Origin of the sequence: Flavobacterium sp. CF108 (assembly GCF_900129795.1) — a bacterium.
Taxonomy (GTDB): domain Bacteria; phylum Bacteroidota; class Bacteroidia; order Flavobacteriales; family Flavobacteriaceae; genus Flavobacterium.
The window spans coordinates 470,279-494,748 of the sequence record NZ_FQWW01000002.1 but is presented as its reverse complement, the minus strand read 5'-3'; the positions used below and the strand labels follow the sequence as shown (position 1 = coordinate 494,748).

25 protein-coding genes are annotated in these 24,470 nt (G+C 34.0%); 2 read left to right on the top strand and 23 right to left on the bottom strand.

Annotated features, from left to right (window positions below):
* Positions 1-75: 75 nt before the first annotated feature.
* From BUE10_RS07435 to aspS, 17 genes are all read right to left on the bottom strand, one after another.
* Positions 76-849: a Bax inhibitor-1/YccA family protein gene (locus BUE10_RS07435; RefSeq protein WP_073483772.1), complete on the bottom strand. Its 774-nt coding sequence runs from the start codon at positions 847-849 to the stop codon at positions 76-78.
* A gap of 162 nt (positions 850-1,011) precedes the next feature.
* The gene (locus BUE10_RS07430; RefSeq protein ID WP_073483770.1) at positions 1,012-2,403 is read right to left on the bottom strand and encodes an NADH-quinone oxidoreductase subunit N; all 1,392 of its coding nucleotides are present in this window, start codon (positions 2,401-2,403) and stop codon (positions 1,012-1,014) included.
* Positions 2,404-2,538: 135 nt separating this feature from the next.
* A complete protein-coding gene (locus tag BUE10_RS07425; protein WP_073483768.1) occupies positions 2,539-3,978 on the bottom strand; it encodes a complex I subunit 4 family protein in 1,440 nt (479 codons plus the stop codon).
* A 10-nt stretch (positions 3,979-3,988) separates the two neighbouring features.
* Positions 3,989-5,872 carry an NADH-quinone oxidoreductase subunit L gene (nuoL, locus tag BUE10_RS07420; RefSeq protein WP_073483766.1) on the bottom strand — a complete coding sequence of 628 codons (1,884 nt, stop codon included), beginning with the start codon at positions 5,870-5,872 and terminating at the stop codon, positions 3,989-3,991.
* 7 nt (positions 5,873-5,879) lie between these two features.
* Positions 5,880-6,200 (bottom strand): NADH-quinone oxidoreductase subunit NuoK, encoded by a 321-nt coding sequence (nuoK, locus tag BUE10_RS07415; RefSeq protein WP_012023318.1) that lies wholly within the window; start codon positions 6,198-6,200, stop codon positions 5,880-5,882.
* The gene (locus tag BUE10_RS07410; RefSeq protein ID WP_073483764.1) at positions 6,200-6,739 is read right to left on the bottom strand and encodes an NADH-quinone oxidoreductase subunit J family protein; all 540 of its coding nucleotides are present in this window, start codon (positions 6,737-6,739) and stop codon (positions 6,200-6,202) included. Before BUE10_RS07410 ends, nuoK begins: the two co-directional genes overlap by 1 nt.
* A complete protein-coding gene (locus tag BUE10_RS07405) occupies positions 6,739-7,284 on the bottom strand; it encodes a NuoI/complex I 23 kDa subunit family protein (RefSeq protein WP_073483762.1) in 546 nt (181 codons plus the stop codon). The genes BUE10_RS07410 and BUE10_RS07405 overlap by 1 nt, the downstream gene beginning before the upstream one ends.
* A 159-nt stretch (positions 7,285-7,443) precedes the next feature.
* Positions 7,444-8,496, bottom strand: a complete 1,053-nt coding sequence (gene nuoH, locus BUE10_RS07400) for an NADH-quinone oxidoreductase subunit NuoH (protein ID WP_073483760.1) — start codon at positions 8,494-8,496, stop codon at positions 7,444-7,446.
* Positions 8,497-8,499: 3 nt separating this feature from the next.
* Complete coding sequence (locus BUE10_RS07395) at positions 8,500-9,531, bottom strand: NADH-quinone oxidoreductase subunit G (protein ID WP_053471549.1); 1,032 nt, start codon at positions 9,529-9,531, stop codon at positions 8,500-8,502.
* Positions 9,532-9,702: 171 nt separating this feature from the next.
* Positions 9,703-11,073 carry an NADH-quinone oxidoreductase subunit NuoF gene (gene nuoF, locus BUE10_RS07390; protein ID WP_073483758.1) on the bottom strand — a complete coding sequence of 457 codons (1,371 nt, stop codon included), beginning with the start codon at positions 11,071-11,073 and terminating at the stop codon, positions 9,703-9,705.
* A gap of 1 nt (position 11,074) precedes the next feature.
* Positions 11,075-11,605, bottom strand: a complete 531-nt coding sequence (locus BUE10_RS07385; protein WP_035646225.1) for a complex I 24 kDa subunit family protein — start codon at positions 11,603-11,605, stop codon at positions 11,075-11,077.
* A gap of 141 nt (positions 11,606-11,746) precedes the next feature.
* A complete protein-coding gene (locus tag BUE10_RS07380; protein WP_073483756.1) occupies positions 11,747-12,985 on the bottom strand; it encodes an NADH-quinone oxidoreductase subunit D in 1,239 nt (412 codons plus the stop codon).
* A 25-nt stretch (positions 12,986-13,010) separates the two neighbouring features.
* On the bottom strand, positions 13,011-13,532 hold the full coding sequence (locus BUE10_RS07375; protein WP_053471546.1) for an NADH-quinone oxidoreductase subunit C: 522 nt from the start codon (positions 13,530-13,532) through the stop codon (positions 13,011-13,013).
* A gap of 1 nt (position 13,533) precedes the next feature.
* Positions 13,534-14,082, bottom strand: coding sequence for an NADH-quinone oxidoreductase subunit B (locus BUE10_RS07370; protein ID WP_053471545.1), 549 nt, complete (start codon positions 14,080-14,082; stop codon positions 13,534-13,536).
* Between the two features lie 160 nt (positions 14,083-14,242).
* A complete protein-coding gene (locus tag BUE10_RS07365) occupies positions 14,243-14,608 on the bottom strand; it encodes an NADH-quinone oxidoreductase subunit A (protein WP_053471573.1) in 366 nt (121 codons plus the stop codon).
* A 243-nt stretch (positions 14,609-14,851) separates the two neighbouring features.
* The gene (locus BUE10_RS07360; RefSeq protein WP_007137066.1) at positions 14,852-15,046 is read right to left on the bottom strand and encodes a cold-shock protein; all 195 of its coding nucleotides are present in this window, start codon (positions 15,044-15,046) and stop codon (positions 14,852-14,854) included.
* Between the two features lie 301 nt (positions 15,047-15,347).
* Complete coding sequence (gene aspS / locus BUE10_RS07355) at positions 15,348-17,099, bottom strand: aspartate--tRNA ligase (protein WP_073483754.1); 1,752 nt, start codon at positions 17,097-17,099, stop codon at positions 15,348-15,350.
* A gap of 157 nt (positions 17,100-17,256) precedes the next feature.
* Here aspS and BUE10_RS07350 point away from each other — a divergent pair, with 157 nt between their 5' ends.
* Entirely contained in the window at positions 17,257-18,255 is a 999-nt protein-coding gene (locus tag BUE10_RS07350) for a TlpA family protein disulfide reductase (protein WP_073483752.1), read from the top strand.
* A 210-nt stretch (positions 18,256-18,465) separates the two neighbouring features.
* Positions 18,466-18,816, top strand: coding sequence for a toxin-antitoxin system YwqK family antitoxin (locus BUE10_RS07345; protein WP_073483750.1), 351 nt, complete (start codon positions 18,466-18,468; stop codon positions 18,814-18,816).
* A gap of 55 nt (positions 18,817-18,871) precedes the next feature.
* Here BUE10_RS07345 and BUE10_RS07340 read toward each other — a convergent pair whose 3' ends face one another.
* The 6 genes from BUE10_RS07340 to BUE10_RS07315 form a co-directional block, all read right to left on the bottom strand.
* Entirely contained in the window at positions 18,872-19,981 is a 1,110-nt protein-coding gene (locus BUE10_RS07340; RefSeq protein WP_073483748.1) for a PepSY-associated TM helix domain-containing protein, read from the bottom strand.
* Positions 19,982-20,143: 162 nt separating this feature from the next.
* On the bottom strand, positions 20,144-21,709 hold the full coding sequence (locus tag BUE10_RS07335) for a PepSY-associated TM helix domain-containing protein (RefSeq protein WP_073483746.1): 1,566 nt from the start codon (positions 21,707-21,709) through the stop codon (positions 20,144-20,146).
* Between the two features lie 5 nt (positions 21,710-21,714).
* On the bottom strand, positions 21,715-22,014 hold the full coding sequence (locus tag BUE10_RS07330; protein ID WP_073483744.1) for a hypothetical protein: 300 nt from the start codon (positions 22,012-22,014) through the stop codon (positions 21,715-21,717).
* A 13-nt stretch (positions 22,015-22,027) separates the two neighbouring features.
* Complete coding sequence (locus BUE10_RS07325; RefSeq protein ID WP_073483742.1) at positions 22,028-22,360, bottom strand: hypothetical protein; 333 nt, start codon at positions 22,358-22,360, stop codon at positions 22,028-22,030.
* A 221-nt stretch (positions 22,361-22,581) separates the two neighbouring features.
* Positions 22,582-23,820 carry a 2-oxoglutarate dehydrogenase complex dihydrolipoyllysine-residue succinyltransferase gene (gene odhB, locus BUE10_RS07320; protein WP_073483740.1) on the bottom strand — a complete coding sequence of 413 codons (1,239 nt, stop codon included), beginning with the start codon at positions 23,818-23,820 and terminating at the stop codon, positions 22,582-22,584.
* 75 nt (positions 23,821-23,895) lie between these two features.
* Entirely contained in the window at positions 23,896-24,468 is a 573-nt protein-coding gene (locus BUE10_RS07315) for a hypothetical protein (protein ID WP_073483738.1), read from the bottom strand.
* Positions 24,469-24,470: the final 2 nt, after the last annotated feature.

Genomic DNA, 24,470 nt, shown 5'->3' with positions numbered 1-24,470 from the left:
AAAGGATAAAAAAAAGCCTTTTTGAATTTCAAAAAGGCTTTGTAATTTATGTGGAACAAAGAAGATTTTTAGTTCTTATTTGTTACTTGCTAGTTTAGATAATAATCTTAAAAATTCAATATACAACCAAACTAATGTAACCATTAATCCCATTGCTCCATACCATTCCATGAATTTTGGCATTTTTTCCTGAACACCTTTTTCAATAAGATCGAAATCTAAAAATAAATTTAGAGCTGCAATTATAATTACAAAAACGCTAATTCCTATGCTCATCATTCCATTTCCATAATGAACAGGAGTAAAGTTAAAAATTAAAGATGCAACCCATGAAATTAGATAATAAGTTGCAATAGCAAGAGTAGCAGCAATTACAACTGATTTGAATTGTTCTGTAACTTTTACGATTTTAAATTTATATAATCCCAGACATACTAAGAAAGTTACTAATGTTGCTCCTACAGCATTCATAACAATTCCCGGAAACTGAGCTTCAAATATTGCAGAAATTCCTCCAATGAATAATCCTTCAAATAAGGCATAACCAGGAGCAAGATACGGTGATAATTGTGGTTTAAATGCAGAAATTAGAACAAGAACAAATCCAACAATTGCACCGCCAATAGCAGGAAGCATAATGTTAATCCCGTTAAATGCCATCCACCATGTTACCATAGCAGCGCCGCATAAGATTAAAAATAAAATAGCTGTTTTATTAATCGTACCAGACAAAGTCATTTCCTGATTGTAATCAATAATCTTTGCTTCGTGTACTTCTTCAGCTCTTGAAACAGCATTTGATGAAAAACGCTTGTTACTTAAAAAAGGATTTTTTGAATTGAAGGCCATAGTTTTTATGCTTTTAGTGAACCCAAATATATGGAGTTTTTTTGAAGTCTGTAATTTAACTTTAAATTTTTAACATGAAATTTTCTTTTGAAAACTGCTGTAAAACAAAAAATCCACCAAAAGAAACTCTTGATGGATTTGTATATTTTTTAATCTGAATTTTTAGTTCAATAAATCTAAAACTAATGAAGGGAATAAACCTAAAGCAATATTTAAACCGATAGAAATAATTGCAACGGCATAAATAAGGAATGGTTTTCCTGTACGCTCTTCATTTGGTTCTTTAGAATACATTGCTAAAATTAATTTGAAATAATATCCAACACTTATAATAGAGTTGATTACTGCAACAATTACAATAGCTACATAACCAGCATGAAGTGCCTGATCAAACAAGAATAATTTTGCAAAGAATCCTGAGAAAATCGGAATACCGGCCATAGACAATAATGAGCCTGTCAAGATCGCAGCTAATAGTGGATTTGTTTTTCCTAAACCGTGAAAGTTTGTGATGTCTTCGTTATCCTGATTTTTACATACATATAAAATAACACTGAATGCAGCAATACCGGCTAAAGCGTAAGCAGCAGTGTAATACAATAAAACTCCTGCAGAAGTTGCAATAGTTAAGAATGTAATTAACATGAAACCTGCGTGAGAGATTCCAGAGAATGCCAGCATACGTTTTACATTTACCTGACGTAAAGCCATGATATTTCCAACGGTCATAGAAGCAATTGAAATTACAAGAATAATATTTTCAAATGTTCCTAAAAGATCCTGATTTTCTAAAGAAGGAATTAAATTCAATCCTGAAACTAATTTAAATAATGTTGCAATTGCTATTACTTTTGCTAACGTACTCATTAAAGCAGTTGTTAAAGCTGGAGAACCTTCGTAAACGTCTGGTGCCCAAAAGTGAAATGGTACAGCAGCAACTTTAAAGAACATTCCAATTGTCATTAAAATCATTCCGATAGGAAACCAGATTGGTAACTCAGCAGATAAAGAACTTTCGTGAATTTCTGCAATATCAAAAGTTCCCATAGCTCCGTAAATCAAACAAATACCGAATAAGATAATCCCAGATGCGAAAGATCCCATTAAGAAATATTTCATTCCCGCTTCGTTACTTTTAATATTTAAACGATCGCTCGCTGCAAGAACATATAATGCGATAGATAAAATTTCGATTCCAAGGAAAAACATCGCTAAGTTTCCAAAAGAAACCATAGCAACACCTCCGGCTAATAAAAATACTTTTATAGCAATATAATCAGAAATTTTTGTCTGATGATTTTCATAAAAATTATGGCTTAATGCTACAAGGAAAATAGTTAGAATAATAAACAATGATGAAAAAGCAGTCGAGAATTTACTCACCGTAATCATGTTATTGTAATAACTTGCTGTTGTTCCGAATTCGTAAAAATTAAGTGCTAAGACACCCAATAAACCTAAAATGGTAAACGGAACGATGCCTTTTCTAAAATTTAGAATTTCAAACAATAGGCAGAAAATACCCAATCCTGTTATAGCTATTAATGTATTCATTTTTGTTTTTTTGATTTAGGAAATCTAAAACGCCCTAATTTATTTTATTTAAAATATATTTTTATTTTTTAATGTTTAACTTTTTAAGCTTCGGAAAATCTGAAATCAAAAATCGTTAATCATCATTCTAAAATCTTAGTTTTTATTGATAACGTTTAAAATCGTTTCTAAACTTGGAGTGATCAAATCTGTAATTGGTTTTGGATAAAATCCAAAGAAAATCAAAACAGCAATAATCGCAACTAAAGAAATTCCTTCGTTTATAGAAACATCAGCAAAAGTTCTTGAATTTGTTTCGCCCAACATTACATTTTGGAACATTTTCAACATATAGTAAGCTCCTAAAATAATCGTTGTTCCGCCTAAAACAGCAAACCAAATGTTTATTTGAGAAAGGCTGTATAGTACAGTAAATTCTCCAACAAAGTTAAATGTAGTTGGTAAAGCAACAGATGCCAATACCAAAATTAAAAACATTGAAGTGAATTTCGGAGACTGTGTACGAATTCCGCCTAATTCACTAATATTTCTAGTTTCAAATCTTCTGTAGATAATTTCTGCAGCGTAGAATAATCCAACCACAACAAAACCGTGAGCAATCATTTGTAAAACTGCTCCGCGGAAACCGTCAAGAGTTAATGTATAAGATCCTGCAGCAATTAAACCAACGTGAGCAAGAGAGGAATAAGCTAATAATTTCTTTAAATCTTTTTGTCTCAACGCTACGATAGAACCGTAGATAACACCTGCAATTCCTAAAGCAATAAAAATATTCATGTATTCTTTTGCAGCAAGAGGTGCAATTGGCAATTGCCAGCGAATAACACTATATAATCCCATTTTCAACATGATACCAGATAAAAGCATTGTTCCAACAGTTGGTGCTTTTTGGTACACATTTGCCTGCCATGTATGGAAAGGAATAATAGGAATTTTAATTGCATAAGCTAAGAAGAAAGCAAGGAAAATCCAAAGCTGTTCACAAGCAGATAATTGTACTTTATATAAATCTTCAATTAAGAAAGAACCTGCTTTTTGGTATAAATAGATAAAAGCAGTCAACATAGACAATGAACCTGCAAGTGTGTAAATAAAGAATTTAACCACTGCTTTTCTGCGCTCTTCAGCATCTCCATTACCCCAAATAAGAGCAATAAAGTAAATAGGAATAAGAGCTAATTCCCAGAAAATATAATATAAAAGACCATCTGCAGCAAGGAAAGTTCCTGTCATTGCAAATGCCATAAATAAAATTAGAGCATAAAAAGCTTTAGCATTTTTATATTCATTCCCGAAAGAAGAGAATATAATAATTGGAGTTAAAGCCGTTGTTAATAAAAGCATGGCTAGACCTAATCCGTCAGCATTTAGCGCAAATGAAATTTTAGGCTGATTGATCCACGCATTAATAAGGCTGATATTTTCTCCAGCATTAAAATGGTTTAACAATACAACCGAACAGCCTAAAGCTGCCAAACTAAAGAACAAAGCTACTTTTGAAGCGAGTTTGTCACCAGCAAAATAGGTGATAAATGCACCAACTAAAAGAATAATTAATATAAGAGAAACGTTCATAGTTATAAAATTATTGAGCTAAAAATATATAAGAAACAATTGCGCAAAGACCTAAAACGAAAGCGAAAAGATATAATCCGATACTTCCGGTTTGCAGTTTTTTACCTTGAAACGCTAATTCATTCGTTATTTTCCCTAATCCGAAAACAAGAGCTGATAAGCCGGTTTCAATATAGTCTCTAAAGAATCTTGATAATGCATTTACCGAACGAACAAAAATCGCATCGTAAATTTCATCTACATAATATTTGTTATACAACACTTTTGTTAAGCCTGTAATATTTTCGTCAGCTTCAGGAACATTATCTTGTTTAAAGTATTTGATGTAAGCAATTAAAATTCCTAATAATCCGCCTAAAACAGCAACTCCCATTAAAGTATATTCAGTTGCACCTAAATGGTGTTCTTCTCCAGCCACTTTCGTGAAAAGAGGCGCTAAATATTCATTTAACCAGCTGTTTCCAGGGATACTAATTAATCCTCCAAAAGTTGCTAAAAGAGCTAAAATCATTAAAGGGAACGTAATTAAACCGTCACTTTCATGTAAATGATGTTTTTGTTCTTCTGTTCCTCTAAAATCTTTAAAGAAAGTTAGGAACATCAATCTAAACATATAGAAAGCCGTCATGATTGAAGCAATAGATCCAACAACATATAATGGAATACTATGGTGGAAAGCAGTCAATAAAATTTCATCTTTTGAGAAGAAACCTGAAAATAATGGAATTCCAGAAATAGCTAATGAAGAAACCAACATTGTCCAGAAAGTAATAGGCATTGCTTTACGCAATCCACCCATTTTACGCATATCCTGTTCACCGTGTAAACCGTGAATAACAGAACCAGATCCTAAGAATAAACAAGCCTTAAAGAAAGCATGTGTGATAACGTGGAAAACAGCTACTTCGTAAGCTCCAAATCCTAATGCCAAAAACATTAATCCTAATTGAGAAACTGTAGAGTAAGCTAATACTTTTTTAATGTCAGTCTGTACTAAACCAATTGTAGCAGCAACTAATGAAGTTATAGCTCCAATAATGGCAATTACAGTTTGAACGTCTGGGGCTAAATCAAAAACAAAGTTCAATCTCGTTATCATAAAAATACCGGCTGTTACCATCGTAGCAGCGTGAATCAATGCAGAAACCGGAGTTGGTCCAGCCATCGCATCTGGTAACCAAGTGTATAACGGAATTTGAGCAGATTTACCACAAGCTCCAATAAACAAGCATAAAGCTGCTAAAGAAAGTAATGGTAAATTTAAGTTTGTCGCTCCCGCGATTGCAGTTTTTAAAGTTGCATAATCTAATGTTGAGAACATTGAACCAATAATGAACATACCAATTAAAAGACCTAAATCTCCAATTCTGTTCATGATGAAAGCCTTTTTTGCAGCATCGTTATAATCCTGGTTTTTATGCCAGAACCCGATTAGTAAATAAGAGCAAAGTCCAACACCTTCCCATCCGATAAATAAAACTAATAAGTTGCTTCCAATTACAAGTGTAATCATAAAGAAAACGAACAGATTTAAATACGCAAAAAACTTGTGCATATTCTCATCATCATGCATGTAACTGATAGAGTATAAGTGAATCAAAGATCCAATTCCGGTTACGAACAATAACCAAAGAACAGATAACTGATCTAATAAAAATCCAAGATTGATTTTTAGATTACTAATTTGAATCCAGTCAAATAAAGTAACTTCAATTCCTTTTCCGGTTGAAGTTATTTGATTAAAAAGAACAAGAGTAACTATAAAAGAAACAGCTACGGCAGCAGTTCCGATGATTCCCGAAACTGTTTTTCCTAAGCTTTTTCCAAAGAAAACATTGATTAAAAATCCTAAAAAAGGAGCTAAAACTAAAACTAAAGCTAAATTGGTATCCATTTCTATTTTATCCTTTTAAATTTTTTAAATTATCGATACTAATTGAACCGATGTTTCTGAAAATAGAAACTAAAATCGCCAATCCTACCGCAACTTCAGCAGCAGCAACCGCCATCGAAAAGAAAACAAAAACTTGTCCTTGTGCATCCTGATGGTAAGTTGAAAAAGCCACAAATAAAAGGTTTACTGCATTTAGCATGATCTCGATAGACATGAAAACGATAATTGAATTTCGTCTGTACAATACACCAAAAACACCAATACAAAAAAGTACAACACTTAAAAAGATGTAATTTTCAATACCTATTTGATTTAATATATTACCCATTATTTATTTAATTTTTCTTTTTTAGATAATAATACAGTTCCAATCATCGCAACCAAAAGTAAAATCGAAGCAAATTCAAATGGTACCATATATTCGTTCAACAATATTTTACCCAATACTTTAATAGATTGGAAATCTTCTCCAGTCGAATCATAATCTCCAACAATTGGTTTAGAATTGATGAAAATTGCAATTAAAACAATAACAATTAAACAGAAAGAAACAACAGCTCCCAAACGTGTAATCCTTGGTCGGTGAACATCTTTTTGTTCGTTAAGATTCATTAACATAATCGTAAACAGGAACAAAATCATAATTGCTCCAGAGTAGACTATTATATGTACAACAGCTAAAAATTGAGAGTTCAATAATAAATAATGACCAGCGATAGAGAAAAAACAAATCACTAAATAAATAGCAGAGTGAATTGGGTTTCGGCTAAAAATGGTTAAAAATGCAGTTATTACCGTAATAAACGCTAAAATACAAAATATAACACCTACAGGAGTTGCGTTTGCGAAATCAGGAATATGTATCATTAGTTAGCGTTATTAAGTTGTGAATTTTTAATAGCCATTTCTAAAGGCATCACTAATTTGTCTTTTCCAAAGATGAAATCTTCTCTTTCATAACTTGCAGGAACTAAAACCTTAGAAGTTGTCAAATAAATAGCATCTTTTGGACAAGCCTCTTCACATAAACCACAGAAAATACAACGAAGCATATTTATTTCATAAATCGAAGCATATTTTTCTTCTCTGTATAAATGTTTCTCGTCTGGCTTACGTTCAGCAGCTTTCATTGTAATCGCTTCTGCAGGGCATGATAAAGCACATAATCCGCAGGCAGTACAGTTTTCACGACCTTGCTCATCACGTTTCAACATGTGCTGACCGCGATAAACCGGACTCATTTCACGAACTTGCTCCGGATAATGAATCGTAATTTTTTTTCTAAAAAGGTGCTTAAGCGTAATCGCAAGACCTTTTACAATCGCCACAAGATACAATCGCTCAATAAAAGTCATGTCTTTATTTGACACCACCTTTTTTCTACCCGATAATGATATAGTTTCTATTGACATTTTTTAATCTATGATTTATGATTTACAATTTGAGGTCAATCAAATTCAAAATCTATTTTATTTTTATTTGAAGCTTAATCCTGCTATCCGCTGTATCTTTTATGGTGAACCCCACCATAAAAGGATGCCGCTTCTATCAGGGCTAGGGCATTACGGTTCTTAGAATCCTAAAGCAGCTGCGATATCGTGTCTTAAAATAACAGCGCCCGTAATCATAATATTAATAATCGAAAGCGGAATCAAAATTCTCCAGCCTAAGTTCATTAATTGGTCATATCTAAATCTTGGAATTGTCCAGCGTACCCACATGTAAAAGAATATGAAGAAACATATTTTTACAAATAATACGGCAATTCCTAAAAGATTAGCGGTATTTACTCCAACATTTTCTACCATCCACTGCATTCCAGGATAGTTATAACCTCCAAAGAATAATACTGAAATAATAGTAGCAGAGATAAACATACTTGCATATTCAGCAAATAAATAGAATCCCATTTTCATTGATGAATATTCGGTATGGTAACCTCCAATTAATTCGTTTTCACATTCTGCTAAGTCAAACGGAGTTCTGTTAGTTTCTGCAAATGAGCAAATTAAGAAGATTAAAAATGAAACTGGCTGATAAAAAACATTCCAGTTCATTCCTTGCTGCTGTAATGAAATTTCTTTTAAACTCATTGTTCCCGTCATCATCAATAATGCAATCATTGATAATCCCATAGCAACTTCATAAGAAACCATTTGAGAAGCTGCACGAACAGCACCCATTAAGGAGAATTTATTGTTAGAAGCCCATCCACCAATCATGATGCCGTAAACTCCAACAGAAAGAACTCCAAAAATGTATAATAAAGCAATATTTACATCTGTTGCCTGAAGAATAATGTCTCTTCCAAAAAGATGAAGTCTGTCTCCCCACGGAATTACAGCACTTGTCATCAAAGCTGTACTCATGGCAATTGCCGGGCCTACAACGAATAAAAATCTATTTGGTGTGTTTGGAAAAAATTCTTCTTTAGAGAATAATTTCATACCATCGGCAAGCGGTTGTAATAAACCTCCCCAACCTGCACGGTTTGGTCCAACACGATCCTGAAGAAAAGCAGCCACTTTACGTTCTGCCCAAGTAGAATACATTGCCATAATCATTGTCACCGCAAAAACGACAACAATAACAACACTTTTTTCTATAATAAATGCACTTTCCATTTCTTAAGAATTTTTTTCATTAGTAGTTAATGGAATTGCAGCCATACTAATTTTTTTACGGTCGATATCGCGGCCTAAAAGAATATTCTTTTCAGTATCGATTTCAACTTTCTCTAATTTTTGAGTATAGTTATTTTGATTGATAACAGAATCTTTTTCAAATTCTCTAGGTCCTTCAATAACCCAGTCATTTACATCTTTGTGATCAAAACGACAGCTGTTGCAAATGAATTCTTCTACTTCATGGTACTCATCTTTACGACCTGTAACACGTTGAATTTCTCCACCAAACATCCAAACTGTAGTTTTACCACAGCATCCAGGAGTAGTACATTCTCTGTGTGCGTTATAAGGTTTATTAAACCAAACTCTTGATTTAAAACGGAAAGTTTTGTCAGTTAAAGCTCCAACCGGACAAACGTCAATCATGTTTCCAGAAAACTCATTGTCGATTGCTTTAGAAATTCCGGTTGAAATATTAGCGTGGTCACCACGATCTAATACTCCGTGAACTCTGTTGTCTGTTAATTGATCTGCAACTTGTACACATCTTTGGCATAAAATACAACGGTTCATATGCAGTTGAATATTTGGACCAATATCTTCTGGTTCAAATGTTCTTTTTTCTTCAATAAAACGTGATTTTGGGTTTCCGTGCTCAAAACTTAAGTTTTGAAGATCACATTCACCAGCCTGATCACAAATAGGGCAGTCTAATGGGTGGTTGATCAATAAAAATTCTGTTACAGATTTACGCGCTTCGGTAACTCTGGCAGAAGATTTACTGTTTACTTCCATTCCGTCCATACATCCTGTTACACAAGATGCCATTAATTTCGGCATTGGTCTAGGGTCAGCTTCACTACCTTTAGAAACTTCAACTAAACAACAACGACATTTACCGCCGCTGCCTTTTAATTTTGAGTAATAGCACATGGCTGGCGGTACTAAATCCCCTCCAATCATACGTGCAGCCTGCAGGATCGTTGTTCCTGGTTCTACGTCTATACTTTGACCGTCTATGGTTACTTTCATCTCTTAATTTTGTTTTTTTAGTTTCATGTTTCACGTTTCAGATTTTAACCTGAAACTAAAAAAACTTGAAACTTGAAACTATTTTAAACTTTTATGTTGAAAGTCGGAATATTGAAAAGAATTGCTGTCCTTTTTAACATTTTGAACTTTATAACTTTGTGCTTTTTATTTTTATACGATTACTTTACCGCCAACTAAATGCTTCACTTGTGAAAAAGGTTCAGCAACAAAGTGATCTCTATTTTTGATTTTTTCAGGGAAACGAACGTGATATTCAAATTCATCTCTAAAGTGGCGAATCGCAGCTGCTACTGGCCAAGAAGCGGCGTCTCCTAGAGGACAAATTGTGTTTCCTTCAATTTTACTTTGAATACTCCAAAGCAATTCGATATCTTCTTCACGGCCTTGACCGTTTTCAATTCTCCATAAGATTTTTTCTAACCATCCTGTTCCTTCACGGCAAGGTGTACATTGACCGCAAGATTCGTGGTGGTAAAAACGTGCAAAGTTCCAAGTGTTTCTTACGACACAAGCAGTATCGTTGTAAACAATAAATCCTCCAGAACCTAACATAGATCCGGTAGCAAAACCACCATCACTTAAAGATTCGTAAGTCATTAAACGATCTTCGCCGTTTGCTGTTTTGAAAATCAATTCAGCTGGTAAAATTGGCACAGAAGAACCTCCCGGTACAAATGCTTTTAATGGACGGCTTGAAGACATTCCTCCTAAATATTCATCAGAATTCATGAATTCGTCAACACTTAAACCTAATTCAATTTCGTAAACTCCAGGATTTTTGATATGCCCGGAAGCAGAAATTAATTTAGTTCCTGTAGAACGGCCAATTCCAATTTTAGCATAATCGTCACCAGAATTGTTTACAATCCACGGCACCGTTGCAATAGTTTCAACGTTATTTACTACTGTTGGGTTTGCCCAAAGTCCTGAAACTGCAGGGAATGGCGGTTTAATACGAGGATTTCCTCTTTTACCTTCCAAAGACTCAATAAGTGCAGTTTCTTCTCCGCAGATATAAGCTCCGGCTCCACAGTGTACGTGTAACTCTAAATCGTAACCAGTACCTAATATATTTTTTCCTAACCAGCCTGCAGCTTTAGCCTCGGCGATTGCTCTTTCTAAAATTTTGTAAACCCACATATATTCTCCACGAATGTAGATGTATGAAAGGTTAGCGCCTAAAGCGTAACTAGAAGTAATCATTCCTTCGATCAATAAGTGAGGAATATATTCCATCAAATAACGATCTTTGAACGTTCCCGGCTCCGATTCGTCGGCGTTACAAACTAAATGTCTTGGTTTTCCTGATTTTTTATCGATAAAGCTCCATTTCATTCCGGCAGGGAAACCCGCGCCGCCACGACCACGAAGACCTGATTTTTTTACTTCTTCAGTAACTTCATCCGGTGTAAGTGTTTTTAGAGCTTTTTCTACAGATGCATAACCACCATTTTGACGATATACTTCGTAGGTTTTAATTCCAGGAATATTGATTTTATCTAATAATATTTTTTGTGACATCTTATTTATCGTGTAATATTATTTTATCATCTTTACAATCAGCGATTAACTGATCGATTTTTTCTTCTGTCAATTTCTCTTTGTAGAAATCGCCTAATTGCATCATCGGAGCGTATCCGCATGCACCTAAACATTCTACACCGGCAATGGTAAACATTCCATCGGCAGTTGTTTCACCCATTTTAATGCCTAATTTTTCAGAAGTATAATCCATTAAATTTTCGGCACCGCTTAAACAACAACAAGACGTCTGGCAAAATTCAAACATGTATTTTCCAATTGGTTTTTGGTTGAACATGGTATAAAAAGTAACCACTTCATAAACCTCAATTGGTTTTATCTGAAGAATTTCGGCAACCTTGTCCTGCAATTCAATGCTAAGCCAGTTGTTATGCGCATCCTGCACTTCGTGCAAAACAGGTAGTAAAGCCGATTTTTGTTTGCCTTCCGGATAATGACTAATCAATTCATTGATACGAGCGATCAATGCCTCAGTCATATTTATTTCTTGTTTGTAATGTTTACGTTCCATTTTTTATTTTGGATTTTAGATTTTAGATTTTAGATTTTTCAATCTGGATCTATAATCGGCATTCTTTTTAAATTTTAGATTTCTGATTTTAAATTTTAGATCTTCCAATCTGCAATCTAAATTCTAAAATCTGCAATCTTTTTACGCGTCTAATTCTCCTGCAATTACGTTTAAACTCGAAAGGATAACAATTGCATCAGAAAGTAACGCACCTTTAATCATTTCAGGATATGCCTGGTAGTAAATAAAACAAGGTCTTCTGAAATGTAATCTATATGGAGTTCTGCTTCCGTCTGTAACTAAATAAAAACCTATCTCACCATTTCCTCCTTCAACAGGGTGGTAAATTTCGGCAACCGGAACAGGAACTTCTCCCATTACAATTTTAAAGTGATAGATTAATGATTCCATATTATTATAAACATCTTCTTTTGGAGGAAGATAATAATCAGGAACTTCTGCGTGATATTCGTTTCCTTCCGGCATTTTTTCCAAAGCCTGACGAATAATGCTTAAACTTTCCCAAACTTCAGCGTTACGAACACAGAAACGATCGTATGTGTCACCTGATTTTCCAACAGGGACAATAAAATCAAAATCTTCGTAAGAGGAGTAAGGCTGAGCTACACGAATGTCGTAATCAACTCCGGCAGCACGTAAGTTTGGACCTGTAAATCCGTAAGCCATTGCTTGTTCGGCAGAAATTGCACCTACGTTTACAGTTCTGTCAAGGAAAATTCTGTTTCTTTCGAATAAGTTTTCGAATTCTTTCCAGGCAACTGGAAATTCTTCAAGGAATTTATCTAGTTTTTTGAAAGCTTCTGGAGTCCAGTCTCTTTCAAAACCACCAATTCTTCCCATATTTGTAGTCAAACGAGCTCCACAAATTTCTTCGTAGATTTCGTAGATTTTTTCTCTAAATTGAAAAACGTATAAGAAACCAGTATACGCACCAGTATCAACCCCTAGAATCGAGTTACAGATTAAATGGTCTGTAATACGAGCCAGCTCCATTACAATAACTCTTAAGTATTGTGCTCTTTTTGGAACTTCAACACCTAATAGTTTTTCTAATGTCATCCACCATCCCATATTATTAATAGGAGAGGAGCAATAGTTCATACGGTCTGTAAGAGGAGTAATTTGATAAAACGGACGATTTTCGGCAATTTTTTCGAAAGCTCTGTGGATGTACCCAATAGTTGGTTCAGCTTCTAGAATTCTTTCACCATCCATTAATAGGATATTTTGAAAAATACCGTGAGTCGCAGGGTGGGTAGGACCTAAATTTAGTACTGAAAGCTCGCTTCCGTCTTCGTTTAGTTTCTCCTTAATTATTTTAGCATAACGATGCTCTGGTGGTAATAATAGTTCTGACATTTTATAATGTTGAATTATTTATTTTTTAGCAATTTGTTGTTGTTCTTCCAAAGAATCTGTCGTCTTTATCAGTTCTTCCGCTGTCTTCCATTGGGAATTCTTTTCTCATTGGGAAAGACACCATTTCATCCATATTCAAAATACGTTTCAATTGCGGGTGGCCAATAAAATTGATTCCGTAGAAATCGTATGTTTCTCTTTCCATCCAGTTTGAACTTAAGAAGATATTTGAAACAGTTTTGATTTCTGGTTTTTCGCCATTTAGATAAACTTTGATTCTCAAACGTTTGTTTTCGTACCAGTTGTGCAAATGATATACGATAGCAAACTGACGCTCTGAATCGTTGTCCGGGTAATGAACCCCGCATAAATCTGTTAAAAAGTGAAAACGCAGTTCAGAATCATTTTTAAGGAATAAAATCAACGCTGTAATTTTATCAGCTGAAGCTTCTAAAGAAAAAATATCTCTTTCTTGCTGAAAGTTAAAAACATCGTTATTAAATGTTTCTGTAAGTTTATCTTGAATCAGGGTATTTTCTAAAGCCATCTTATGAGATATTATATGAAGCTAATAATTCTTGGTATTCTGGTGAACTTCTGCGTCTAACAGATTCGCTTTTTACCAATTCTTGCAATCTCATTACACCGTCAACAATCTGCTCTGGTCTTGGCGGGCATCCAGGAACATAAACGTCAACCGGGATTACTTTGTCAATTCCTTGTAAAACTGAGTAAGTGTCGAAAATACCTCCTGAAGAAGCACAAGCCCCAACAGCAATTACCCAGCGCGGCTCAGACATTTGTTCGTAAACTTGTCTTAAAATTGGCGCCATTTTTTTAGAAATAGTTCCCATTACTAATAACATATCTGCCTGACGAGGAGAGAAACTCACACGCTCAGATCCAAATCGTGCTAAATCGTAATGTGAAGCCATTGTTGCCATAAACTCAATTCCGCAGCAAGATGTTGCAAAAGGTAGAGGCCAAAGAGAATTCGCGCGTGCCAAACCAACAACGTCATTTAGTTTTGTAGCGAAGAAACCTTCTCCTACAACTCCTTCCGGTGGCGCAACCATATTTACATTTGAATCGCTCATTTTTATTTTAGATTTCTGATTTTAGATTTTAGATTTTTTGGAATCGTAAAAAGAAAAATCAATTTTTTTAAATCAGTATATTAAATTCAAAGGAGTTTAAATTTTAAATTTTAATTCGAGACATAATCTAAAATCAGAAATCTAAAATCTAAAATCACATTTATTCCCAGTCTAAAGCTCTTTTTTTGATGATGTAGAAAAAACCAACTAAAAGTAAAGCCATAAAAACGACCATTTTAAGCATTCCTTCTATACCAAGATCTTTAAAGTTTACTGCCCAAGGGTAAAGGAAAATTACCTCTACGTCAAACAATACGAACAAAATTGCTACCAGAAAATATTTAACAGAAAAAGGAATACGGGCATTACCAACAGATTCGATACCGCACTCGAAGTTTTTATCTTTAACTTCAGAGGTTCTTTTTGGGCCTAATTTTCCAGAAATAATGATTGTTCCTACTACAAAACCAACAGCCAGAATGAACTGCATTAAGATAGGAATGTAACTGTATTGATCAGATTGCATAAGCTTAGTTTTTTTACTTAAAGAATAAGCCACAAAGATAACTTTCAACTATGTAAATCACAAACTAAAGGGAGATATAAGTACCCCATGAAAGCGCGTTTATGTGTAATTTTTATTGATTATAAATAACGCATGCTTTTTTTAATATTTTTTTAAGAAATGGACAAAAAAAAACGTTTCGAAATAAATCGAAACGTTTTTAAAACCATTCAGAGGCAAAAAAAATAAATTGCTATATTTTTCTTAGATTACTGCTACTTTAGCAGCAACTTTCCCTTTTCTTCCTTCTTCTTCTTCATAGCTTACACGGTCACCTTCGCGTAATTCTTCCGCGTTAATTCCTGAAGCGTGAACGAAGATGTCCTTTCCTGTTTCTTCGTCTGTAATGAATCCATAACCTTTAGATTCATTGAAAAATTTTACTGTACCTGTACGCATTGTAATTGTAATAATAATTTATAATAAAGCAAATGTAATATATAAATTCATACAAAAGACATCTACCTGTTAATTTTTTGTAAAAATTATTGATTTCCAGTGTTTTTACGTGGTTTATTGCATCAAATTATATATGAAATACCATAATTTGAGAATCATTAATTGTAAGAATATCAAAATGATGAACTTGTAGGAATTTAATATTTGAATAAGTGTAAATCAGCCCATTATTTTTTGTGACTTTACTGCATAAAAAAACAGCTGAAATTTCAGCTGTTTTTACTATTTAAATTTCTATTAATTATATAGAATCAATTTTAATGTGTAATTCTTTCAATTGCGATTCATCAATTGTTGATGGAGCATCGATCATCACATCGCGTCCTGAATTGTTTTTAGGGAAAGCGATAAAATCTCTAATAGTTTCCTGACCACCTAAAATAGCAACCAATCTATCCAGACCAAAAGCTAAACCACCGTGAGGAGGCGCTCCAAATTGAAATGCATCCATTAAGAAACCAAACTGCGCTTTTGCTTCTTCTTCAGTAAATCCTAAATACTTGAACATTAACTGCTGTGTTGCTTTATCGTGAATACGAATTGATCCACCGCCAATTTCGTTTCCGTTTAAAACCATATCGTAAGCATTGGCACGAACTTTTCCCGGTTCTGTTTCTAACAAAGCCATATCTTCTGGTTTTGGAGATGTAAACGGGTGGTGCATAGCATGGTAACGACCGCTTTCTTCGTCAAGTTCCAATAATGGAAAATCAACAACCCATAATGGAGCAAATTCTTCAGGATTACGCAATCCTAAACGAGTTGCTAATTCCATACGAAGCGCAGAAAGCTGCGCACGTGTTTTGTCAGCTGGTCCGGAAAGTACAAAAATCATATCTCCAGGATTTGCTTCTGTAGCTTTTGCCCAGTTTGCTAAATCATCATTGTCGTAGAATTTATCTACAGATGATTTGTATGTTCTGTCTTCGTTACATTTTACATAAACCATTCCAGACGCTCCAACTTGCGGACGTTTTACCCAGTCAATTAATCCGTCAATTTCCTTACGGGTATAATTTCCTGCTCCCGGAACTGCAATTCCCACGACTAATTCAGCTGAATTGAAAACTGGGAATTCTTTATGCTGTGCAAATTCGTTTAACTCACCAAATTTCATCCCGAAACGAATGTCCGGTTTGTCATTTCCGTATGTTTTCATAGCATAGTCGTAAGTAATTCTTGGGAATTTGTCTACTTTTATACCTTTAATTTCTTTTAATAAATGTCTTGTCAAACCTTCAAAAACATTCAAAATGTCTTCTTGTTCTACAAAAGCCATTTCGCAGTCGATTTGTGTAAACTCCGGCTGACGGTCTGCACGTAAATCTTCATCACGGAAACATTTCACAATTTGGAAATATTTATCCATTCCACCCACCATCAAAAGTTGTTTGAAAGTTTGCGGAGATTGCGGCAATGCATAAAACTGTCCTTCGTTCATACGGCTTGGTACAACGAAATCTCTTGCTCCTTCTGGAGTTGATTTGATTAAATAAGGAGTTTCAACTTCGCAGAAATCTAAATCAGATAGATATTTACGAACTTCCATTGCTACTTTATGACGGAACAATAAGCTGTTTTTTACCGGATTTCTACGAATATCTAAATAACGGTATTTCATTCTGATATCTTCACCACCGTCAGTTTCATCTTCAATTGTGAAAGGAGGCGTTAAAGCCGCATTTAAAATGGTTAATTCAGAAACTAAAATTTCGATTTCACCAGTCGGAATGTTTTTGTTTTTAGCTTCACGCTCAATAACAGTTCCTTTTACCTGAATTACAAATTCACGACCAAGAGTTTTGGCTAATTCAAAAACGGTTTTATCTGTACGACTTTCGTCGAAAATAAGCTGTGTAATTCCATAACGGTCGCGTAAATCGACCCAGTTCATAAATCCTTTATCACGTGATTTTTGAACCCAGCCCGCAAGTGTAACTTCGGTATTAATATTTGAAGCGTTTAATTCGCCGCAATTATGACTTCTATACATAATCTCAATTTTAGACTGCAAAAGTAAACACAAAATTCAAATTAATATAACAAAGTGTGCAACTAGATGATTATTAATTTAAAATATTTTGTTAATTCTGAAATTTTGAACTTGTAATTTCTTTAGATTTGATGTACTAAAAACAAACTTTAATACTATGAAGAAACTTCTTATTGCCGGTTTAGTCCTTTTCAGTGCTTTGAATATCAGCGCACAATCTAAAAAATATGTGACTTTTGAAGCAAATATAGCCAACAGAAATAGTGACATTATAAAGATTCTTAATGAAGGCAGAGTAATCAAAACCATCTATGTCGATAAGAATGGTATTTTTAAAGATACTCTGGTCGTTGATGGAGGCAGGAGCCGATTATATGATGGTGTAGAATCGACAGAATTGTTTCTAAAAAGCGGTTACGATATCAAACTGAAAATGGATGCCAAACAATTTGATGAATCTATTGTTTACACTGGTAAAGGAAGTGCCGAAAACAACATTTTAGCGCAGCGTATTTTAGCCGATGAAAAACTTTATGACAATAGTGTTGCTTCTCTAGACGATGCTGCTTTTAATAAGTTGGTCGATGCAAAAAAAGCCGGCGATGCTGCTCGATTAAAAGATAAAAAACTGGATCCAGAATTTGTAAAAATTGAAACAGAAAATGGAGCTAACGCAATTGCAGAAATCTCGGCATACCGTAAAGAAGCTCAGGATATTGCAAAAATGAATAACAAACCTTCTCCTGAGTTTGACTATGAAAACCATAAAGGTGGAAAAACTAAACTTTCAGATTTAAAAGGAAAATATGTTTATATTGATCTTTGGGCAACTTGGTGCGGACCTTGCCGAGGAGAAATTCCATATCTGCAAAAAATTGAAGAAAAATATCATGGAAAAAATATTGAGTTTGTGAGTATTTCGGTAGATACGCCAAAAGATCATGCTAAATGGCAAAAGTTTGTAACGGATAAACAACTTGGAGGAATTCAGTTATTTTCTGATAATGAATGGAAATCAGAGTTTGTAACAAGTTATAATGTAACCGGAATTCCGAGATTTATTTTAATTGATCCAAAAGGTAATGTTGTCGATGCAAATGCATCAAGACCCTCTTCTCCAGACCTTGAAAAGCAGTTAGATTCATTATTGAACTAATTTATGCATTAAATTTATAACGTTATCGTAGTTTTATTTTTTTACTAAAACACCAGTAAAACCAATGCCTCAGCGTTGGTTTTTTTGTTTTTTGGAAATTTCCAATGTTAAGTTTTTACTCAATGTTACCAAATTGTTAAGTAAAAGTTTTTTTAATGTAAACAATTAACTATATTTGATAATGATTTCTTAACATTAATACCTAAAGATATGAAAAAGAGTGTAATTTTAGCAGCGTTGTTGTTCTCTGGAATATTAGCTGCACAAGAAGTAAATCCTGAATTAGAAGCTGTTGGAAACTCAGTAAAAGCTACCTATTATTATGATAATGGCAGAGTACAGCAAGAAGGCTTCTTTAAGGATGGTAAATTAGATGGTGTTTGGGTATCTTATGACGAAAGAGGAAATAAAAAAGCCATTGGAGAATACACAGACGGAGTTAAAACTGGAAAATGGATTTATTTTAATGACAACAACAATTTAAGCGAAGTTGCTTATGTTGACAATAAAGTAGCCTCAGTTAAAAACTTACAGAAAAATGCTTTAGCAAACAGAAACTAATTAAGTTTCGACGATTTATAAAAAGACCGTGTCGTTAAAAAACGAGACGGTTTTTTTATGCCCGTTTTTTAGATTTTTTTCTTCTTCCAAACCAAATTATAAAACCGGTTACTGGTAAAGCCGAAGCGATTAAGCTTATAGTAAAAGCGATAATTTTTCCGGGTAAATCTAAAATTTGTCCCGTGTGGATTCCGTAATTCATTTCGACAACCTGAAGGCCTAAACTTTTTGATTGATACGGATCACTTTGAATTAATTTTCCGTCTTGTGGATGAAAATAATAATTGCTTTGATGATCGTATCGTAATGTATGGGGATATGCTCCAGTGCTGATGATGTCGCCTTTTTGCTGCGGATATAGCACAAAAAGCATTTCGGCTTTTGGCTGTAATTTCATGGTTTCAATAAAAGCCCGATCGACAGCTGTTATAGCATTTGAATCGAATTTTGTTGTGTCGATTACAGGCGCTTTTGTTTCGGCAGCTTTGTCTCCACCAAAATTGAATGTTTTGTAAATTCCGTCGCCAACCCATTCGTAGGTAAAAGTTAATCCGGTTATGGCAAGAATAAGTGCAATCAACGCAATGTAAAAACCAGAAGTATTGTGCCAGTCATAATTAACACGACGCCATCTTGCGGACCATTTTATGGTAAAACTTCTTTTAACATCGCTTCTTCGTTTTGGCCACCATTGTATAACTCCCGAAATCAATAAAAGAATAAAAATTAGGGTTGAACCGCCAATAATATGCTTTCCGATATAATCTGGCAGAAGCAAATACAAATGAATATATTCGACAATAATGAAAAAATCGGTTTTGGGATTTTCAGTTTTTAGATATTCTCCGGTATATGGATTAAAATAGAGATATAAATTTTCGGTATCAGAATAGGTGAAAACAATTGCCGAACGATTTCTTCCATAATAGGAAACCATTGACTGTTTATTCTTCGGAAGAATTTCTTTTGCCTTTTCCTGTAAAACCGAAGGCATTAAAAAAGGTTTGTTTTGAGGTTCAACCAAACGCCATTCTTTTCGGGTAATGTCTTTTATTTCATCATGAAAACAGAATATACAACCCGTAATACAGACTATAAAAACAATAAGCCCGGAAATTAATCCGAGCCATTTATGTAGAAAACGTATTTGCGTTTTAAATCCCATTTTTTGATTAAAAGCGTAAAAGTAGACGCAAAATCAATAGAGGGCAAATAATTTATGCTAATTTTAAGCTATTGCTCAAAAAGTAAAAAAAGTTAGCCACGAATTTCACAAATTTCCACAAATTTAATTCGTGCAAATTCGTGAAATTTGTGGCGGAAAAATTTAAGCTTTTGTTTCTGCAACAACTTCTTTTTTAGGCTTTAAGTGATATGACGTATAAAGTGATATTGAAGCTAAAGCGATCCAGAAAACATCAATAAAGAAAATTTGAATTTTGTGTTCCATAAACGAAGTCCAAAACCAATCTCCGGAAACAATTCCGTTTGTGATTGGAATTAGGAAACCTAAAATACTTCCTGAAATTAAACAGAATTTATTCGTAAAATCATCATTCTTTTTAATGATAAAGAATACGGTTAATATAAGCCATCCGCCAAAATATAAACTAAACAAACTGGACTGACTTAACGGATAAAATATTTTTGAACCAATAAAAGCCAAAGCTGTAATTGGGTACATACTCAAACAAATGGCCAGATAAATGCGAACAACGGCAGCGTTGAAACGTCTTTTCTTTTCGGGTAAATTATTCTTCTGTCTTGCCACTAACCAAATCATAACGCCCGAAATAATGACAAAACAAGTTATAATTCCCAGAATGAAACTTACGATTTTTAGTGCATATCCGCCATAATCGCCAAAGTGAATTCTATATAAAACATTTTTTACAACATCAATATAGTTGTTTTGAGTAACAGGATTTTTGCGGGCAACTTCCTTTCCGTCAGCAATACGATATACTACTTTTCCAATTCCTGTAAATTTTTTATCGCTCAATAATTCGCCTTCAACTAAAACGTGCATGTTGGCATCGCCATAATTTTGAATAAAAACGCGTGTAATTTCAAAATCAGACCAATTGCTTTTTGCTTTAGAAACAAGCTGATTGATATCAAAAGGCACCGCTAATTTTTTATTATCAAATTTAAAATCAGGATCGTTGTATTCTAATTCTTTATATAATTTGTTTTCGTCACCTTTATACAAAGCCATTACAGCGGGCGCGACGATTAAAAGTTTAATCATGAAAAATGCCCCGGTTACAGCATAAACAAACTGAAACGGAAGTCCGATCATTCCTAATGCTGTGTGCGCATCTGTCCACAATGTTTTTAATTTTTCCTTTGGACGGAAAACATAAAAATTAGAAACGATTTTTTTCCAATGCAGTAAAAGCCCGGTTACAATGGCAAATAAGAAAAACAAAGCTGTAAATCCTGAAAGATAATATCCAACCGGATAAGGAATCTGAGCCAGGAAATGCAGACGATATAAAAACTCACCTAAAGAATAAGATTCTTCGTAAGTGTATGATTTGAATTTTTTGTTGTCCAGATAAAAGAAAGTTCCTTCTTTTTGTTTGGCTGGAGCCAAAGTATCTTTGGTGCCTTCCATATAAACGGCAACCCTGTTTTCTGTAGAAGGTTTGGATATCGTTATATTTCTTCCGTGTAAAACGTATTCTTTGTCAAGATTTTTTAAAGCTTTATTGTAATCTAATTCAATTTCTTTTGTAATGGCAGTAGATTCACTTCTTTCCCAATTGATGATTTCATCTCTAAAAAAAGAAAAAGACCCTGCAAAAAAGATCACAAAAAGCACAACACTAATTACAATTCCGCTAACGGTATGTGTATGAAAATAAATATTATAATGGCGATTATTCATAAGGATTACGCAACGGGATTATAAGTTTGACCAAGATAAATAAGAGCAGAAAAAACTAAAGTAAGAAGAATGTAAATTCCCCAAATTTTCAATCCGCTTTTGGCTAAGAAAGCCAAGACCATCAAAACAACCCAAAGTATAAATCCGCTAAAAGCCATTGTCATTAAAACTTCCGGACGATTAAACCAGGAAGCTAAAGCTAAATGGAAAGTGACAGAAACAAAGTAACCGCCTAAAATTGCTGCGGTAATCTTGGCAAAACGAGGCCAAAAGGCAGGAGTTAAATATTTTGAATTTGCTGGCATTGGTCAAAAAAGTTTAATTGTAATAAAGTTCTAACAAAGCAACAAGAATCAGGATTGTTAAAAGTGCTTTACTGTTTACTTTTTTTAATGGTCTAAGAATGATAATTAAACTTCCAATGGTCATTAGCTGAATAAAAAACATTAAAGTTCCGCTTCCTAAAGATTGCGTAAAAAGCCAGATTGCATAAGCTGTTAGAAGAAGTGCTAATCCGGTGATTTTAGTTTGTTTTGGATTTTTCTGCATCCATTTTTCAAAACCAAAATCATACGATAAAGCGGCTCTTTTTGAAGTGTAGTAAAGGGTATAAAAAGCTAAAAAAACGATAAGGCTTGCTATTGTTATCATGATTTTACAGATTGAATTAAATTACCACTTCGTTTATAAGATGATAATTTTAAATTGTTTTTGATTCTGCAAATCTAAGTTATGAATGCCAACAATGCAAGTTATTTTTATTTATTCTAAATTAAACTCTAAAAATAAAATGTTTTGATTAGATACTATAAATAAAAAAACCTGTTCAAATTAATGAACAGGTTTCTGTATGTAAATAAAAATTATTCTGATTACAATTCTAAAGCACGTTTAGCATCGCCATTCATCAATAATTCTAATGGGTTTTCTAAAGCTTCTTTCACAGCAACTAAGAAACCAACAGACTCACGTCCGTCGATAATTCTGTGGTCGTAAGAAAGTGCAACATACATCATTGGGTGAATTTCAACTTTTCCGTTTACAGCAATTGGACGCTCAATAATGTTGTGCATTCCTAAAATTCCTGATTGAGGAGGGTTGATGATTGGAGTACTCAACATACTTCCAAAAACACCACCATTTGTAATTGTGAAAGTTCCACCTGTCATATCATCAACAGTAATTTGACCATCACGAGCTCTTAAGGCTAATCTTTTGATTTCAGCTTCAATTCCACGGAAAGTTAATAATTCTGCATTACGAACAACAGGAACCATTAATCCTTTTGGTCCAGAAACTGCGATTGAGATATCAGCAAAATCATAAGCGATTTTGTAATCACCATCCATCATAGAGTTCACATCTGGATATAATTGTAAAGCTCTTGTAACTGCTTTTGTAAAGAATGACATGAAACCTAAACCTAAACCACCATGTTTAGCTTTGAAAGCGTCTTTGTATTCATTACGAATTTGGTTGATTGGCGTCATGTTTACTTCGTTGAAAGTAGTAAGCATAGCTGTTTCGTTTTTAGCCGAAACTAGTCTTTCTGCTACTTTACGACGTAACATAGATAATTTTGTACGCTCAGTTCCACGGCTTCCGCCAGTTGGAGTTCCCATAGAAGGTACTGCATTTACAGCATCATCTTTAGTGATTCTTCCACCTTTACCAGTTCCTGAAACTGTAGCTGGAGCAATATTTTTTTCGTCTAATATTTTTCTTGCTGCAGGAGATGGAGTTCCAGCTGCATAACTTGTAGCTGCCGGAGCTTGAACCGGAGCAGCTTTTGGAGCCTCAGCTTTTGGAGCTTCAGCCTTTGGTGCCTCAGCTTTTGGAGCTTCTGCTGCCGGAGCGCCGCCTGCAGGTTTTGCTGCATCAGTATCAATTAAACAAACTACAGCGCCTACAGCTACTGTATCACCTTCTTCAGCTTTTAGTGTAATAACACCGCTCATTTCAGCAGGTAATTCAAGAGTAGCTTTATCTGAATCAACTTCAGCAATAGCCTGATCTTTTTCTACATAATCTCCGTCTTTTACTAACCAAGTTGCAATTTCAACTTCTTTTATTGATTCCCCTGGTGATGGGACTTTCATTTCTAAAATCATCTTTGTTTTTGTTTAAGGTTTTTATGGTTTCAGTCCCCATAGCTATCGGGACTGAAACTTGAAACATTTTTTTATCTAATTTGTGTATGACATATAAGGAAGCAGTTTTAAAAACACTTCACCTTTTGCTGTTAATTTATTGTATTTTTCAATCGAACTTTTAATGATGCTTTCATATTCTACAGCCCCTTCTTTTAAATCTTCATCAGTTGCAACATATTCTTTAGTTTCTGAAATTGATTTAAGGATTGCAGCCTTCTTTTTTTCAAATTTCTTGGGTGTTTTATAACTTCCAGGATAAGGACTAAAAGGAACTAATGCTACTGCTGCTTTTATAACGCCCATTTTAGGTTCAGAATCAATTATGTAAATTTTTCCAGCATCGAGCTCTGCATTGATAAAGTCTGTATTTTCTGATCGTGACCAAAAAACATGTTTACCCGGCTCACATTCGTAAACTAAATATTTACCACAATTGAATTTGCCTAAATATTTTTCTCCATCAAAATATTTAAAATTTATTAAAAATCCTGTTCCTGAAGTTCTTACAAAATAAACGATTGATTTTCCTTCACTTGGTTTTCTTAATTCCTGAGAATAACCTGTAATCGATACTATTGTAAAAAACAGAATTAGTATTTTTTTCATAA

Excerpts from the sequence above, each read along its gene's own strand:
- BUE10_RS07435 (WP_073483772.1), bottom strand. The coding sequence starts at position 849 with ATGGCCTTCAATTCAAAAAATCCTTTTTTAAGTAACAAGCGTTTTTCA.
- BUE10_RS07430 (WP_073483770.1), bottom strand. The coding sequence starts at position 2,403 with ATGAATACATTAATAGCTATAACAGGATTGGGTATTTTCTGCCTATTG.
- BUE10_RS07425 (WP_073483768.1), bottom strand. The coding sequence starts at position 3,978 with ATGAACGTTTCTCTTATATTAATTATTCTTTTAGTTGGTGCATTTATC.
- nuoL (WP_073483766.1), bottom strand. The coding sequence starts at position 5,872 with ATGGATACCAATTTAGCTTTAGTTTTAGTTTTAGCTCCTTTTTTAGGA.
- nuoK (WP_012023318.1), bottom strand. The coding sequence starts at position 6,200 with ATGGGTAATATATTAAATCAAATAGGTATTGAAAATTACATCTTTTTA.
- BUE10_RS07410 (WP_073483764.1), bottom strand. The coding sequence starts at position 6,739 with ATGATACATATTCCTGATTTCGCAAACGCAACTCCTGTAGGTGTTATA.
- BUE10_RS07405 (WP_073483762.1), bottom strand. The coding sequence starts at position 7,284 with ATGTCAATAGAAACTATATCATTATCGGGTAGAAAAAAGGTGGTGTCA.
- nuoH (WP_073483760.1), bottom strand. The coding sequence starts at position 8,496 with ATGGAAAGTGCATTTATTATAGAAAAAAGTGTTGTTATTGTTGTCGTT.
- BUE10_RS07395 (WP_053471549.1), bottom strand. The coding sequence starts at position 9,531 with ATGAAAGTAACCATAGACGGTCAAAGTATAGACGTAGAACCAGGAACA.
- nuoF (WP_073483758.1), bottom strand. The coding sequence starts at position 11,073 with ATGTCACAAAAAATATTATTAGATAAAATCAATATTCCTGGAATTAAA.
- BUE10_RS07385 (WP_035646225.1), bottom strand. The coding sequence starts at position 11,605 with ATGGAACGTAAACATTACAAACAAGAAATAAATATGACTGAGGCATTG.
- BUE10_RS07380 (WP_073483756.1), bottom strand. The coding sequence starts at position 12,985 with ATGTCAGAACTATTATTACCACCAGAGCATCGTTATGCTAAAATAATT.
- BUE10_RS07375 (WP_053471546.1), bottom strand. The coding sequence starts at position 13,532 with ATGGCTTTAGAAAATACCCTGATTCAAGATAAACTTACAGAAACATTT.
- BUE10_RS07370 (WP_053471545.1), bottom strand. The coding sequence starts at position 14,082 with ATGAGCGATTCAAATGTAAATATGGTTGCGCCACCGGAAGGAGTTGTA.
- BUE10_RS07365 (WP_053471573.1), bottom strand. The coding sequence starts at position 14,608 with ATGCAATCTGATCAATACAGTTACATTCCTATCTTAATGCAGTTCATT.
- BUE10_RS07360 (WP_007137066.1), bottom strand. The coding sequence starts at position 15,046 with ATGCGTACAGGTACAGTAAAATTTTTCAATGAATCTAAAGGTTATGGA.
- aspS (WP_073483754.1), bottom strand. The coding sequence starts at position 17,099 with ATGTATAGAAGTCATAATTGCGGCGAATTAAACGCTTCAAATATTAAT.
- BUE10_RS07350 (WP_073483752.1), top strand. The coding sequence starts at position 17,257 with ATGAAGAAACTTCTTATTGCCGGTTTAGTCCTTTTCAGTGCTTTGAAT.
- BUE10_RS07345 (WP_073483750.1), top strand. The coding sequence starts at position 18,466 with ATGAAAAAGAGTGTAATTTTAGCAGCGTTGTTGTTCTCTGGAATATTA.
- BUE10_RS07340 (WP_073483748.1), bottom strand. The coding sequence starts at position 19,981 with ATGGGATTTAAAACGCAAATACGTTTTCTACATAAATGGCTCGGATTA.
- BUE10_RS07335 (WP_073483746.1), bottom strand. The coding sequence starts at position 21,709 with ATGAATAATCGCCATTATAATATTTATTTTCATACACATACCGTTAGC.
- BUE10_RS07330 (WP_073483744.1), bottom strand. The coding sequence starts at position 22,014 with ATGCCAGCAAATTCAAAATATTTAACTCCTGCCTTTTGGCCTCGTTTT.
- BUE10_RS07325 (WP_073483742.1), bottom strand. The coding sequence starts at position 22,360 with ATGATAACAATAGCAAGCCTTATCGTTTTTTTAGCTTTTTATACCCTT.
- odhB (WP_073483740.1), bottom strand. The coding sequence starts at position 23,820 with ATGATTTTAGAAATGAAAGTCCCATCACCAGGGGAATCAATAAAAGAA.
- BUE10_RS07315 (WP_073483738.1), bottom strand. The coding sequence starts at position 24,468 with ATGAAAAAAATACTAATTCTGTTTTTTACAATAGTATCGATTACAGGT.